The following is a 13290-nucleotide window of genomic DNA, read 5'->3' on the forward strand; positions in this document are numbered from 1 at the left end:
AAGCGGTTTTCCGTCCGGAGTTGCGTCTTTTCAGAAGCTAACCGAGGTTTTGAACGTCAACGCTGCATGATGAACGGGCAGGAGAAACGTTCGCCGACGGTGATCTGCGTGCCGCAGTCGTAGCGGCAGGTCCGGAACTGCCCGTTCAGGTCCTGGCTGTTGAGATTGCAAATGGTTGTCTGCGGCTGCATGCCGCCGCCCTGTTGGTTCTTGAAGTAGTCGGGCATCTTCGGCTTTTCGTCGGTTCCCGATTGGGGCGAGGTGCCGAGCAGCGACGTAAGCAGGGTCAGGACGAGCAGCATGGTTGTCACCTCGGTCGTAAACGCCGCATGGTTTGCGGGCAGCGAAAGTTCGGTCGCGTCCCACTGCACCGATTATAGCATCATCCCCGCACATGTAGGGCGTTCTGTCGGATGTTTTTAGGTGCCGATCCACCGTTTGGTGGGCGGTACTGCCCTCATCGCCCACCGACCTTGAGCCCCGGGGCAGGGCGCTCGTCGAGGATCTGGCGGCGGAAGCGGAAGAGGGCGGCCGGCCGCCCACCGGTGGAAGACAGCGTCATCCCCGTCGGCTCCACCAGTTCGGCCCCTTCGACCAGGCGGCGGAAGTTCTGCTTGTGCAGGTGGCGCCCGGAGATCGCTTCGACGGTTGCCTGCAGATCGGTCAGCGTGAACTCGGGCGGCATCAGTTCGAAGACGACCGGCCGGTACTTGATCTTGCCGCGCAGCCTCGCCATTGCCGTGGCGACGATGCGGCGATGGTCATGGCGCATCGCCAGCCCGGCGGTCAGAACGTCGTTGCCATTACCGTGGCCGTCGATGGCCGCCTCGGGCACGAGCCCTGCCTCGTAAAGGAGCTCATAGCGCTCCAGCACGCGTTCCTCGTCCCAGGGAAAATCGCCGAGGCCGAAGGCCAGGCGAATGCGCGCCCGGCGCCCGGCAATCCGGGCGGCTCGGTCGTCACCGGACACACCTGTTTCCCAGCGGGCAAGTGCCGGCAGGAGCGCCTGGTCCAGCACCGCCGGGCGACCCTGCCGCCAGTCCTCCCAGGGCAGGTAGCCGTACCAGTCGCGCCAATGCGCGCCGGCTTCGGCCAGCCGCTCGGTGTTTTCGGCATCGGTTCTCGTCAGGGCCAGATAGCCGACCGAGACCATGTGCTTGCCTTCTTCGCCCGGCAGCCGCTGACGGCCGCGATCGCCGAAGGTGTAAAGCTGTTCGATATAGCCGAGCTTCAGCGCCGTACGCTTTTCGACGCGATCGCGCAGGCTCGTCTCAAAGGTCCGGTGGAGCGCCGGATCGAAGGGGCCGAAGGGCAGGCTGTCACGCGCATCGCCGTCACTTTCGCTGACGGCGAGGATGCGCGGGCTGCGGTTGACGACGGCGACGATCGCCGCATTGAGGCCGATCTCGACCGTTGTCGGCTGCGTCTCAATCGGCAACGGCTGCTCCTTCGGAAGCAAGCGGCAGAAGGAACGGCGCATTGCCGTCGGCATCCGCGCCGCGACCGATCGCGCGAACGGCGGCGATCAGCCTTCCATTGCGCGCAAGCACGCCGTCGCCAATCTCGACGAGCCGGCTGTTGGGGGTCGCATAGGGCGAGGCGCGGCGCAGCCGCTGCACCAGCTCCGCGTCGTCCTGGTCCGGCTCGGCCGCGAGCGCGGCGATGAGGGCGGCTGCCGGCGAACGGGAGACGCCCATCCAGCAATGAACGAGGAGCGGCCGTGCACGGTCCCATTCGCGCGCAAAGGCGACGATCTGCCGGACATGGTCTTCCTGCGGCGCAATGAGGTCGCCGGTGCCGGCAAAGGTGATGTCGTTCATGCCGAGCGTCAGATGTCGCGCCTTGGCGATGACGCCGGGGCGATGGAAATCCTGGCCCTTGGCGACGAGGCTGATCATCTCGGTGCAGCCATGGCGGACGGCCATTTCGGCAATGCGGGAAAGCGGAGAAACGATGATGCCGGGCATGTCAGATTTCCGCGCGCGCGGGCACGCGCTGCGCTTCCAGCGTGAGGAACCGTTCGGTGAACAGGCGCTGCGCCTCGACCGCCGGCAAGGGATCGATCAGCAGCGTCTCGCGGGTGATGCCGCGCGGCTGGCCGAAGAACTTGCGCGCCTCTTCGACGGAGAAGCCGGCAAGCACCGTTGCTTCGAAATAGGCCGCGACATGATCGGCCTTCTTGATGCGGTCCTTCAATTCCTTGGAGCAATGCGGCGGCAGGCCGAAACGAAGGTGGATGGCGCTTTCCAGCCGCTTCTCGACCGATTTGTAGCCGCCGCCGACCACCGCCTTGAACGGCGAGATCATGTCGCCGATCACATATTCCGGCGCGTCGTGCAAAAGCGCCAGCAGGCAATCGTCGGTGCTGCACTTGTTGCTGCGGCGAAAAATATCTTCGACCATCAGGCTGTGCTGGGCGACAGAGAAGGCATGATCGCCGGCGGTCTGGCCGTTCCACCGGGCAACACGGGCGAGGCCATGGGCGATGTCGCCGATCTCGACATCGAGCGGCGAGGGATCGAGCAGGTCCAGCCTTCGGCCGGAAAGCATGCGCTGCCAGGCGCGGGCCGCCGTCACGCGCTTGCCTCGTCCGTGCTGGTCGGGAAGGTGAGGCCGGTCCATTCGGGCAGAACCATTGTCACCGGCACGTCGCCGGCGAGCAGCGGGATCCCATTCGCCATGGCTTCACCGGCCTTGTCGATGCGCACGATCGCGAGCGCCGACTTGCCCTGCACCGTGCCCAGCGCGCCGATCGCCTTGTCGTTCGCCGTAATCGTCGTTCCCGTGGGAGGAAGGGCGGCGTCCGCCGAAACGATCACGACCCGGCGGCGCGGCGTGCTGCGGTGCTGCATGCGCGACACCACTTCCTGACCGACGTAGCAGCCCTTCTTGAAGGAGAGGCCGCCGTTTTTGTCCAGGAGCACGTCATGGGGGAATGCGTCCTGCACCGCATAATCGGCACCGGCATTCGCAATGCCCGCCGCGATCCGCAGCCGTTCGAGGTCTTCTGCGCCGGCCGTGTCGCCGGTGGCTTCCCCATAGGCGCGAAAGAGCGCAACGCCCGCCTTCTCGAAACGGTGGTCCCGATAGGCACCCGTCGGTTCTGCTTCGTCGAATATCACGGTGACGGCGTCGGAAGTCCTGATCGAAAGCTCGACTGCCGAGCGAAGCTTGTACATCGTCATGCGCTTCAGCAGCGCTTCGGCCTGGTCGCTTGCCGTTTCCAGCCGCAGGCCATCGCCGTCGCGGGAGATCAGGAACTCGAACAGGATCTTGCCCTGTGGCGTCAGAAGCGCGCCAGGACGCGCCTCGTCGGGTGCAAGCGCGTCGAGGTCGGTGGTGATCAGTCCCTGAAGAAGATCTTCGGCGTCCTTGCCGGAAATGGAGACGATCGCACGATCGTCGAGGCGAACTCTGGGCATCGTTCGAATCCTGTTCGACGGGAGGGGAGGCTCCCGCGCTAACCTAGCAAACGATCACCTGGTAGCCGTGGCCGACTCAGGCCCCGGTCTCACCGGCGATCTCTTGGCGAAGAGGTAGGATGTTCGGCTGTCATCGGCAAGCAGGTCGCCGGCGCTCAGTCGCCGGCGATGAAGAATTTCCACTTGCCGTCCGGCATGATGCCGACGCGATAGAAGTTGTAACTGCCGAATTCTTCCATGTCGGCAAAATCGCCGGCGGTGACCAGGCGGAACAGGTCGACCTTTTCCGGTGCCGTCAGCGTCGAAAGCTTCTTTTCCGCAAAATAAGGCCAGACATAGGCCTCCTGCGGCGTGCCCTTGTCTACCAGCACGAAGCCGGTCGACAGCACGTCGAGCAGGATCGCGAGAATTTCGACGCCTTCCTGGTCGCCCGAAAGGCTCTTCAGGATCGACACCGGGTCTTCGTCGCCGGTGACGCCGGTGACCTGGGTCTGGTTCGGGCCCTTGCCGAGCAATGGGCGCAACCGCTCGATGTCGCCGGAAGCCGCCGCCTCGACGATCAGCTCGCGCATGCGGGCGACCGGCGCCGGAATCTTGGAAACGTCGGTCAGGACTTCGACAGGCCCGGTCGGCTCCGGCTCTTCAGCTTCGGGAGCATCTTCCTTGGTGGCTGTCGCCGACTTGTTGATCAGCGGGTCGGGCATCGGGATTTCGAGCGGAAGCGTCTCTTCCTCATCCGGCTCTTCGGCAACGGGTTCGGCGGCAGGCGGCGTCGCCTTCTGGTCGCCGGCGGCAGGCTGTTGCTCGGCCGGAACGGGTTGCGGCGCGCCCTGCAATTCGCTGAGAGCGAAGGCGGGGGAAACCGCTGCCGGGGTGGTCAAGGCGACACCGGCCAACAGCAGTGTGGCGAGGCGAACCGGAAGGGTCCGGTTTGCAAGATTCCGATGCATCGGGCAGTCCTGATATTACTGAATCGTGCGCTGGGGCGAGAATTCGCCGGCGAGCACGCGCTCGCGAAGCGAATTGAGCATTGCCTCGGCGCCGTCTTCGCCATGAAGCCGAACGGTTTCCCGCATGGCAAGAGCAATGGCCGCATCGGCGATGATTTCCGGCTCGATACCGTCGGCCATTCCGTCCGCCCAGGCCTCGCTCTGGTGTTCCAGCGCAGCCTGCATCTTCTCGTGGACGATCATGTCATCGATGTCGGTCAGGCTTGGTTCCATCATTCGTTCCATGCGACTTCCATTGTGCAAGCGGTTCATATTATGGCCGTTCGGCTGAACTCCGACTGAACGACCGTGACGGACTCGCCACTTCTTACCACTCTCTTAACGAACTTAGCAGCCTTTTCCCGAAACGACACGGGGTCGTGAGAAAAGAGGTTAATTTATTGCTAATTTCCAAAGCGGGCGACGATTTCTGACGCAAGTGTTGCCCCTTCGGCACGATATCGCTGTTCGGCGACGATCGCAGGGCCTGTGCAGTTCGTATAGACCGATGCGAAGGTGCGGTACCCGCGGTTGAAGGCGGCAGTCATCCGCTCGCGTCGTTTGACTTCAGTGGCGGTTTCCTTGTCGATCAGATCCTGCATCGAGCGGCGCCAGACGTCTTCCGGTTCCTTGACGCAGAGATTCCTGAGGTAGTGCACGGAGCCGAGGATCTCGGAGAGCCGAATCAGCCGCTGGTCATAGGGCGTCGGCTTTTCTTCCACGGCGGCCGGGGCAGGGGCTGCGGTCTCGGTCTTGGCCGCCTCTTTCGTCGGTGTTTTTTGCGCCGCCGCGCCAGTGGCGACCGTCAAGGCGATGCCGGCGAGCGTAAGCCTTGCGAGGATCGGGACAGGGATCATGATTTCATCAAGCCCGAATTGGCGGCGGTTTCAAGGCCGTCGCCGGATGTCGCGGCGTTCGCGCCGGTGCCGGAGAGTCTTTCCACACATTCGCGCACGCTGTCGGGGATCGGCAGGGTGAAGATCTCTTCAGGCGTGAACCAGCCGAGCCCTGCCGCGTCGTCGCTGGCGATGGCAACCGCGTCGGCATCCGCCTCGGCCCGGAACACCGAAAGCAGGAAGTGCCGCCCTTCGGACTCCTTGCCTGGCAGATCGTAGATTTCAAACAGCACCGGATCGCGCGCCTTGATGCCGGTTTCTTCGAACAATTCGCGAAGCGCTGTCTCCGCCGGCGTCTCGCCGGGCTCGGCACGGCCGCCCGGAAAGGCGTACATGTCGGCCGACGGTGGGTTGGCCCGGCGAACGAGCAGATAGCGGCCGTCGCGTTCTAGAATGACGGAGGAAGCAAGTTCGGGCTTGGTCGGCATCAGGGAATCAAATCGTCTCGGTAGCGTTGACCCATCCTACGTGAAGTGCCACATCGATGTCATGTGCGGACGTTTTGCGCTGACGGCGACCCCCGACGAAATGATGGAATTGTTCAGCCTGCTGGAAAGCGACGACTTTCCGGCGCGCTTCAATATCGCGCCAACCCAGCCGATCATGGTTGTCGTGGCCGGCGAGTGCGCGGCACCCGGCAGCAACCTGCCGGAGCGCAAGGCGGTGCTCGTGCGTTGGGGCTTTATGCCGGGCTGGGTGAAAGACCCGCGTGACTTTCCGCTGCTGATCAATGCGCGGGCCGAATCGGCAATCGACAAGGCCTCGTTTCGCGCCGCCATGCGCCACCGGCGTGTTCTCGTGCCGGCCTCCGGTTTTTACGAATGGCGCCGGCCGCCGAAAGGCAGCCGCGAGCCGTCGCAGGCCTATTGGGTGCGCCCGCGGAAGGGCGGCATCGTCGCTTTCGCCGGGCTGATGGAAACCTGGTCCTCGGCCGACGGCTCCGAGGTCGACACAGCGGCCATCCTGACGACGGCCGCCAACGCCTCGATCCGGCAGATCCATGACCGTATGCCGGTCGTTATCCAGCCCGAGGATTTTGCCCGCTGGCTGGATTGCAAGACGCAGGAGCCGCGCGAGGTTGCCGATCTCTTCGGCCCCGTCGCGGAGGACTACTTCGAGGCGATCCCTGTCTCGGACAAGGTCAACAAGGTCGTCAACACCGGTCCCGAAATCCAGGATGCCGTCACGCCCAGGTCGGTTGCGAATGCCCAGCTAAAGGGCAAGGACGAGCCGACCGAGCCCGATGGCGGGCAGATGTCTCTCTTTTAAGGAAAAGAGCGTCGGAACCGTCAGGCTGGCCGCTTGGTCAGCTTGCCAGCCGGCTTCGCCTTCACCTGCAACGCTGCGGCAAGTACGGCCTTCAGGCCGAGCGGGCGATACTGTTCGACGAGGTTGGCGGATTTGGTGATGTCTTTGGTCTTTGCGGCTTTCACTTGCACTCACTCCTTGATGCTTTCCCGAACCGGATACACTGCCGCTTTCGCACGTCTTCACGAAAGCGACGCTCCTCCTCGCTCTCCGGAGACAGGATTTCGTGGTGTGCTACCAACTACACCGCGAATCTGTTTTCCGCATGGCGATCTCAGATAAGCCTAATCATGACAAATCCATGACCGCGGAATCCTTTCGATAGTCGGCTGTGCTTGCACGCGGCTGACCTCTTGACCGAAATCGGGTGACGCGCGATAAGTGAGGCCATGAAAACGGTTATCTGCATTATCTGCCGGAACATTATTCGCTAGCGCTCCGCTGGCCTGGCCGTTTTCGTCTCCTAAAATCCAAGATGACAAACGCGCGGGCCTCCCGGGCGCGGTATTTTACGGTCGTATGCATCTTGGAGAATGGCAATGGGCGGAACGCCGACACTGAAGCTGTACAACACGCTGACGCGGGAGAAGATCGAGTTCAAGCCGATCGATCCCGACAACGTTCGCATGTATGTCTGCGGCCCGACGGTCTATGACTATGCCCATATCGGCAATGCCCGGCCGGTCATCGTCTTCGATGTCCTGTTCCGGCTGCTGCGCCATGTCTATGGCGCGGATCACGTCACCTATGCGCGCAACATCACCGACGTCGACGACAAGATCAACGCGCGGGCGCTGCGGGACTATCCGACCCTGCCGCTCAACGACGCGATCCGCCGGGTGACGGAGAAGACCGAAACGCAGTTTCTCGACGATGCCAGGGCGCTCGGCTGCCTCGATCCTGATGTCCAGCCGCGGGCGACCGACAACATCGCCCAGATGATCGACATCATCGAAAAGCTCATCGCCAAGGGCCACGCCTACCAGGCGGGCGGCGAGGTGCTGTTCGATACCAAGTCGATGGCCGATTACGGTCAGCTCTCGAAGCGCAACCTCGACGAACAGCAGGCCGGCGCCCGCGTCGCCGTCGAGGCGCATAAGAAAAGCCCCGGCGATTTCGTGCTGTGGAAGCTCTCCGGCGACAACGAACCGGGCTGGGAAAGCCCGTGGGGCAGGGGCCGTCCCGGCTGGCACATCGAGTGCTCGGCCATGAGCAGCCGCTATCTCGGCGAGGTCTTCGACATCCACGGCGGCGGGCTGGATCTCATCTTCCCGCACCACGAAAACGAGATTGCCCAATCCCGTTGCGCCCATGGCACCGAGGTGATGGCGAATGTCTGGATGCACAACGGCTTCCTGCAGGTCGAAGGCCGCAAGATGTCGAAGTCCGAAGGCAACTTCGTCACCATCTACGAACTGCTGCACACGGAAAAGTTCGCCGGCCGCCAGTGGCCGGGCGACGTGCTGAGGCTCGCGATGCTGATGACGCACTATCGCGAGCCGATCGATTTTTCGGTGAAGCGGCTGGAAGAGGCAGAGCATCTGCTCTCCAAGTGGCCGGTGCCGGGTGACGCCACGGGTGAGGCCGACCCGGCCGTGGTCGCCGCACTTGCCGACGACCTCAACACGGTCGCAGCCGTCCAGGCGGTCCATGCGCTTGCCCAGAAGGCGGCGACCGATTCGAAACTGCTCGGCACCTTCGCCGCAAGTGCTGCGCTGATCGGCGTGGTGCCGCAGGCGGTCGAACTCGACGAGGGGCTGGTCCGCGACATCGACAGCCGCGTGCGGGCCCGTCTGGAACTGCTGAAGGCGAAGAACTTCGCGGAAGCCGACAAGATCCGCGATGATCTGCTGGCGCGCGGTGTTCAGCTGAAGGACGGCAAGGATCCGGCAACCGGCGAGCGGGTGACGACCTGGGATATCAAACGGTGACGGTGGGCCGCCCCCAGAGCCCTGTCCGATCAGAGCGATCGGACAGGGCATCTGAAAGGGCAGCGAAAAGCGAAGCGCATGCATGAAAGAGGAGTTCGTGCGATGATCGACCATACGGGCATTCCCGTCGCGGATTTCGACCGGGCGCAGTCGTTCTATGACAAGGCCTTTGCTCCGCTTGGCGCCTCCTTGCTGATGATGGTGCCGTTGGAGCACACCGGCGGCGTGAAGGTTGGCGGTTATGGCCGCGAGCGGCCGGTTTTCTGGCTGCATGAAACGGCCGAGGCAGGCCCGGGCCGCCACTACGCCTTTTCGGCGCGCAGCCGCGCCGAGGTCGATGCCTTCTATGAAGCGGCGATTGCCGCCGGCGGACGTGACAACGGCAAGCCGGGGCTGAGACCGCACTACCACCCGGACTATTACGGGGCCTTCGTATTCGATCCCGACGGCAACAATATCGAAGCCGTCTGCCACGCGCCGGGCTAAGGAGGAGTTGCGATGAGTCTCGACAACAGGCCCCATTATGCCGGCGGCTGCCAATGCGGCGCGGTCCGTTTCCGCGTCGAGGGCAAGCTCGGTGACGCATCCGTCTGTCATTGCCGCATGTGCCAGAAGGCGAGCGGCAATTTCTACATGCCCTTGGTTTCGGTTCGCGGCGCGCATGTGACCTGGACCCGCGGAGAGCCCAAGCGCTTCCAGTCGTCAAACGCCGCGCGACGCGGCTTCTGCGCCGATTGCGGCACGCCGCTGACCTACGAGGCACCGGATGGCATGGCGCTGGCGATCGCTGCCTTCGACGAGCCGCAAGGCATCGTGCCGACCATCCAATGGGGAGTCGAGGGTAAGCTGCCCTATGTCGATCACGTTGCCGATCTGCCTGGCGTTCATACGCTGGAAGATCCGGACGCAATCGAGTTCCTGACCAATCTCGTTTCCTATCAGCATCCCGACCACGACACCGAGACCTGGCCCCCGGAGGAGAAGCGATGACCGAAAACGTTCGAACAGGTGGATGCCAATGCGGCGCGGTCCGCTTCCGGATCAAGGGTGAACTCGGACGCGCGTCGATCTGTCATTGCCGCATGTGCCAGAAACAGTTCGGCTCGTTCTTCTCGGCGCTGGTGACGGCGCCGAAGGATGGCGTCGAATGGGTGCGGGACGAACCGAGCTATTTCCAGTCCTCGGTCAACATCGACCGTGGCTTTTGCCCGAAATGCGGAACGCCGATGACCTATCGGCATCCGGGTGGCCTTGAGATCGCCATCGGCACCTTTGACGATCGCACCGATCTGGCGCCGAAAATCCAGGTCAATCACGCCTCGCGGCTGCCCTGGGTCGATACGATCTTCGAGCAGCCGGTGCTTGAGGATCAGGATTTTTACGCCAGGCAGGAAAGCATCATCTCGTTCCAGCATCCCGACCACGAGACCGATCAATGGCATCCCTCGGGAGCATTCCGGTGACCATCGCGCGCATCTATACGGGCGGATGCCAATGCGGCGCCGTGCGCTACCGCGCCGAGGGCGTGCTTGCGGACCCGCATATCTGTCATTGCCGCATGTGCCAGAAGGCGACCGGGAACTATTTCATGCCACTCGCCAATGCGTCCCGAGACACGTTCGATATTACCCGGGGCCAGCCGTCCTGGTTCCGCTCGTCGCATCTGGTGCGCCGCGGTTTTTGCAGCGATTGCGGCACGCCGCTGTTCTACGATATGCCCGACGAGAACTTCATCAACATCGCGCTCGGCTCGCTCGACGACCCCGATGACGTACAGCCCGTTTACCAGTCCGGCGTCGAATCCCGCGTCATATGGTTCTCACGGCTCGCGGGCTTGCCACCAAGGGAGACGGATGACGGTAGCGAGGTCTCGGCGACCCGCCATCTGATCGTTCTCGAAACCAACCGCCAGCATCCCGACTACGACACCGTGCACTGGCCGCTCACGAAAGACTGAAAATGACGACTGTTCTGCGTACGCTTTATCCGGAAATCGAACCCTATGCGTCGGGCCACCTCGAGGTCGGCGACGGTCACACCATCTATTGGGAAAAGGCCGGCACGCCGGGCGCTAAGCCTGCCGTCTTCCTGCATGGCGGGCCAGGCGGCACGATCTCGCCGAACCACCGCCGCCTGTTCGATCCGACGCTCTACGACGTAACGCTGTTCGACCAGCGCGGCTGCGGTAAGTCGACGCCGAATGCCAGGATCGAAGCCAACACCACCTGGCATCTCGTCGCCGATATCGAGCGGCTGCGCGAGATGGCCGGCGCCGACAAGTGGCTGGTCTTCGGCGGTTCCTGGGGATCGACGCTGGGGCTTGCCTATGCCGAGAAGCACCCGGAACGGGTTTCCGAACTGGTGCTGCGTGGCATCTACACGCTGACCAAGGCCGAGCTCGACTGGTACTACCAGTTCGGCGTCTCGGAGATGTTCCCGGACAAGTGGGAGCGTTTCATCGCGCCCATTCCCGAGAACGAGCGCCACGAGATGATGCACGCCTATCATCGCCGCCTGATGAGCGAGGACAAGGCGACACGCCTTGCGGCCGCCAAGGCCTGGAGCATCTGGGAAGGTGAGACGATCACGCTGTTGCCGGAGCTCGCAACCAGCGAGCCCTTCGCCGACGACGATTATGCTGACGCCTTCGCGCGGATCGAGAACCACTTCTTCGTCAATGCCGGCTGGATGGAAGAGGGCCAATTGCTGCGCGACGCCCACCGGCTGCACGGCATTCCCGGCGTCATCATCCACGGGCGGTACGACATGCCGTGCCCGGCGAAGTACGCCTGGCAGCTGCACAAGGCCTGGCCGGGATCAGAGCTGCATCTGGTCGAGGGAGCAGGCCATGCCTATTCCGAGCCGGGCATCCTCGACCGGCTGATCCGCGCCACGGACCAGTTCGCAGGCAAGACCGAGCAAAAGTAAACCGAGCATATTTGGACGAGAGCCATGACCAGGGAACGCATCTACCTCTTCGACACGACGCTGAGAGACGGGCAACAGACGCCCGGCATCGACTTTTCCGTCGAGGACAAGATTGCGATTGCCGGCCTGCTCGATCAGTTCGGCATGGACTATATCGAAGGCGGCTATCCCGGCGCGAACCCGACCGACACGGAATTCTTCGGGCGCAAGCGTACCCAGAAGGCCACCTTCGTCGCCTTCGGCATGACCAAGCGCGCCGGGGTTTCCGCGTCGAACGATCCGGGCCTCGCGGCGCTGCTCGCGGCCAAGAGCGACGCCATCTGTCTTGTCGCCAAGAGCTGGGACTATCACGTCGAAGTGGCGCTCGGCTGCACCAACGAGGAAAACCTCGACAACATCCGGGCCTCGGTCGAGGCGGTGGTCGCCTCCGGTCGCGAGGCGATGGTCGATTGCGAGCATTTCTTCGATGGCTACAAGGCCAACCCCGCCTATGCGCTCGCCTGCGCGAAGACGGCCTTTGACGCCGGCGCGCGCTGGGTGGTCCTCTGCGACACCAATGGCGGCACGCAGCCTCCGGAGGTGCGCGAGATCGTTGCGGCCGTGATCGCTGCCGGCGTGCCCGGCGCCAATCTCGGCATCCACGCCCATAACGATACCGGCCAGGCGGTCGCCAATTCGCTTGCGGCGGTCGAGGCCGGCGTACGCCAGATCCAGGGCACGCTGAACGGCATTGGCGAACGCTGCGGAAACGCCAATCTCGTCACGCTGATCCCGACGCTTGCTTTGAAAGAGGCCTATTCCAGCCGCTTCGAAACGGCGATCGATGCCGACCGCTTGCTGGAGCTGACGAAGCTCGCCCATTCCTTCGACGAGCTGTTGAACCGCTCGCCAGACCAGCAGGCGCCTTACGTGGGCGCGTCGGCCTTTGCAACCAAGGCCGGCATCCACGCTTCGGCATTGCTCAAGGATCCGCGCACCTATGAGCACGTGGCGCCGGAAAGCATCGGCAACCTGCGCAAGGTCATGGTGTCCGACCAGGGCGGCAAGGCCAATTTCATCAACGCGCTGAAGCGCCGCGGCATCGTCGTCAGCAAGGACGACCCGAAGCTCGACAAGCTGATCGCCATCGTCAAGGAACGCGAAGCGACCGGCTATGCCTATGAAGGGGCGGATGCGAGCTTCGCGCTGCTCGCCAGCCGCATTCTCGGCACGGTGCCGGATTTCTTCCACGTGGAAAGCTTCCGGGTGATGGTCGAGCGCCGCTTCGACGCCAACGGCCATCTGAAGACGGTGTCGGAAGCGGTGGTGAAGGTGGTCGTCGACGGCGAGACGATGATGTCGGTCGCCGAAGGCCACGGCCCGGTCAACGCGCTCGACCTGGCGCTGCGCAAGGATCTCGGCAAGTACCAGTCGGAAATCGAAGACCTGGAGCTCGCGGACTACAAGGTCCGTATCCTCAATGGCGGGACCGAGGCGATCACCCGCGTTCTGATCGAATCGACCGATGGCACGGGCGCACGCTGGTGGACCGTGGGGGTCTCCGACAACATCATCGATGCGTCTTTCCAGGCGCTGATGGACAGCATCGTCTTCAAGCTGCTCAAGAACCGCGACCACGTCGGGCTGATCGCCGCCGAGTAATTTCGGCGATCGGCCCGGTAACGCTGATGAACTGGCCGGGGGAGGGTGAGCAAAACTCATTCTCCCTTCACGGAAATGAATTGGTGCATCACCGGCCATTGGGGTAGGACGCACCAATGGGAGATCGTGCCGGCCGACTGGCTGTGCCCTCCCTTCTGACCGGTGAGCGGCCGTT

18 protein-coding genes are annotated in these 13290 nt (G+C 63.4%); 8 read left to right on the forward strand and 10 right to left on the reverse strand.

Features of this window, described 5'->3' with window-relative positions; genetic code table 11:
* Nucleotides 1-56 precede the first annotated feature (56 nt).
* The 9 genes from FA04_RS04130 to FA04_RS04170 all read right to left on the reverse strand — a co-directional run bounded on the left by FA04_RS04130 (nucleotide 57) and on the right by FA04_RS04170 (nucleotide 5738).
* Nucleotides 57-302, reverse strand: coding sequence for a hypothetical protein (locus tag FA04_RS04130; protein WP_077961811.1), 246 nt, complete (start codon nucleotides 300-302; stop codon nucleotides 57-59).
* A gap of 155 nt (nucleotides 303-457) precedes the next feature.
* Nucleotides 458-1480 carry an NUDIX hydrolase gene (locus tag FA04_RS04135; protein ID WP_034804035.1) on the reverse strand — a complete coding sequence of 341 codons (1023 nt, stop codon included), beginning with the start codon at nucleotides 1478-1480 and terminating at the stop codon, nucleotides 458-460.
* Nucleotides 1428-1967, reverse strand: coding sequence for a tyrosine phosphatase family protein (locus FA04_RS04140; RefSeq protein WP_034804033.1), 540 nt, complete (start codon nucleotides 1965-1967; stop codon nucleotides 1428-1430). The genes FA04_RS04135 and FA04_RS04140 overlap by 53 nt, the downstream gene beginning before the upstream one ends.
* A 1-nt stretch (nucleotide 1968) precedes the next feature.
* Nucleotides 1969-2577 (reverse strand): YfbR-like 5'-deoxynucleotidase, encoded by a 609-nt coding sequence (locus tag FA04_RS04145; RefSeq protein WP_034804032.1) that lies wholly within the window; start codon nucleotides 2575-2577, stop codon nucleotides 1969-1971.
* Nucleotides 2574-3422 carry a CAF17-like 4Fe-4S cluster assembly/insertion protein YgfZ gene (gene ygfZ, locus FA04_RS04150; protein ID WP_034804031.1) on the reverse strand — a complete coding sequence of 283 codons (849 nt, stop codon included), beginning with the start codon at nucleotides 3420-3422 and terminating at the stop codon, nucleotides 2574-2576. The genes FA04_RS04145 and ygfZ overlap by 4 nt, the downstream gene beginning before the upstream one ends.
* A gap of 155 nt (nucleotides 3423-3577) precedes the next feature.
* A complete protein-coding gene (locus FA04_RS04155; RefSeq protein ID WP_034804030.1) occupies nucleotides 3578-4372 on the reverse strand; it encodes a hypothetical protein in 795 nt (264 codons plus the stop codon).
* A gap of 15 nt (nucleotides 4373-4387) precedes the next feature.
* Nucleotides 4388-4657, reverse strand: coding sequence for a hypothetical protein (locus tag FA04_RS04160; protein ID WP_089043914.1), 270 nt, complete (start codon nucleotides 4655-4657; stop codon nucleotides 4388-4390).
* 158 nt (nucleotides 4658-4815) lie between these two features.
* The gene (locus FA04_RS04165) at nucleotides 4816-5268 is read right to left on the reverse strand and encodes a TIGR02301 family protein (protein WP_034804029.1); all 453 of its coding nucleotides are present in this window, start codon (nucleotides 5266-5268) and stop codon (nucleotides 4816-4818) included.
* A complete protein-coding gene (locus FA04_RS04170; RefSeq protein ID WP_051659666.1) occupies nucleotides 5265-5738 on the reverse strand; it encodes an NUDIX hydrolase in 474 nt (157 codons plus the stop codon). The genes FA04_RS04165 and FA04_RS04170 overlap by 4 nt, the downstream gene beginning before the upstream one ends.
* Nucleotides 5739-5796: 58 nt before the next feature.
* On the opposite strand from FA04_RS04170, the gene FA04_RS04175 reads away from it, so the two are divergent.
* Entirely contained in the window at nucleotides 5797-6576 is a 780-nt protein-coding gene (locus FA04_RS04175; protein ID WP_034804304.1) for an SOS response-associated peptidase, read from the forward strand.
* A gap of 20 nt (nucleotides 6577-6596) precedes the next feature.
* Here FA04_RS04175 and FA04_RS35560 read toward each other — a convergent pair whose 3' ends face one another.
* Nucleotides 6597-6740 carry a hypothetical protein gene (locus tag FA04_RS35560; protein ID WP_164475065.1) on the reverse strand — a complete coding sequence of 48 codons (144 nt, stop codon included), beginning with the start codon at nucleotides 6738-6740 and terminating at the stop codon, nucleotides 6597-6599.
* 414 nt (nucleotides 6741-7154) lie between these two features.
* Here FA04_RS35560 and cysS point away from each other — a divergent pair, with 414 nt between their 5' ends.
* The 7 genes from cysS to cimA all read left to right on the forward strand — a co-directional run bounded on the left by cysS (nucleotide 7155) and on the right by cimA (nucleotide 13115).
* Nucleotides 7155-8546: a cysteine--tRNA ligase gene (gene cysS / locus FA04_RS04180; protein ID WP_034804027.1), complete on the forward strand. Its 1392-nt coding sequence runs from the start codon at nucleotides 7155-7157 to the stop codon at nucleotides 8544-8546.
* A 102-nt stretch (nucleotides 8547-8648) separates the two neighbouring features.
* The gene (locus FA04_RS04185; RefSeq protein WP_034804024.1) at nucleotides 8649-9032 is read left to right on the forward strand and encodes a VOC family protein; all 384 of its coding nucleotides are present in this window, start codon (nucleotides 8649-8651) and stop codon (nucleotides 9030-9032) included.
* 12 nt (nucleotides 9033-9044) lie between these two features.
* On the forward strand, nucleotides 9045-9536 hold the full coding sequence (locus FA04_RS04190; protein ID WP_034804016.1) for a GFA family protein: 492 nt from the start codon (nucleotides 9045-9047) through the stop codon (nucleotides 9534-9536).
* Nucleotides 9533-10009 (forward strand): GFA family protein, encoded by a 477-nt coding sequence (locus FA04_RS04195; RefSeq protein WP_034804014.1) that lies wholly within the window; start codon nucleotides 9533-9535, stop codon nucleotides 10007-10009. Before FA04_RS04190 ends, FA04_RS04195 begins: the two co-directional genes overlap by 4 nt.
* Nucleotides 9982-10503, forward strand: a complete 522-nt coding sequence (locus FA04_RS04200) for a GFA family protein (RefSeq protein ID WP_034804013.1) — start codon at nucleotides 9982-9984, stop codon at nucleotides 10501-10503. Before FA04_RS04195 ends, FA04_RS04200 begins: the two co-directional genes overlap by 28 nt.
* A 2-nt stretch (nucleotides 10504-10505) precedes the next feature.
* Nucleotides 10506-11474 (forward strand): prolyl aminopeptidase, encoded by a 969-nt coding sequence (gene pip / locus FA04_RS04205; protein WP_034804012.1) that lies wholly within the window; start codon nucleotides 10506-10508, stop codon nucleotides 11472-11474.
* Nucleotides 11475-11498: 24 nt separating this feature from the next.
* The gene (cimA, locus tag FA04_RS04210) at nucleotides 11499-13115 is read left to right on the forward strand and encodes a citramalate synthase (RefSeq protein WP_034804010.1); all 1617 of its coding nucleotides are present in this window, start codon (nucleotides 11499-11501) and stop codon (nucleotides 13113-13115) included.
* The last annotated feature ends 175 nt before the right edge of the window (nucleotides 13116-13290 follow it).

The sequence above is a fragment of the Ensifer adhaerens genome (assembly GCF_000697965.2).
Classification (GTDB): Bacteria; Pseudomonadota; Alphaproteobacteria; order Rhizobiales; family Rhizobiaceae; genus Ensifer; species Ensifer adhaerens.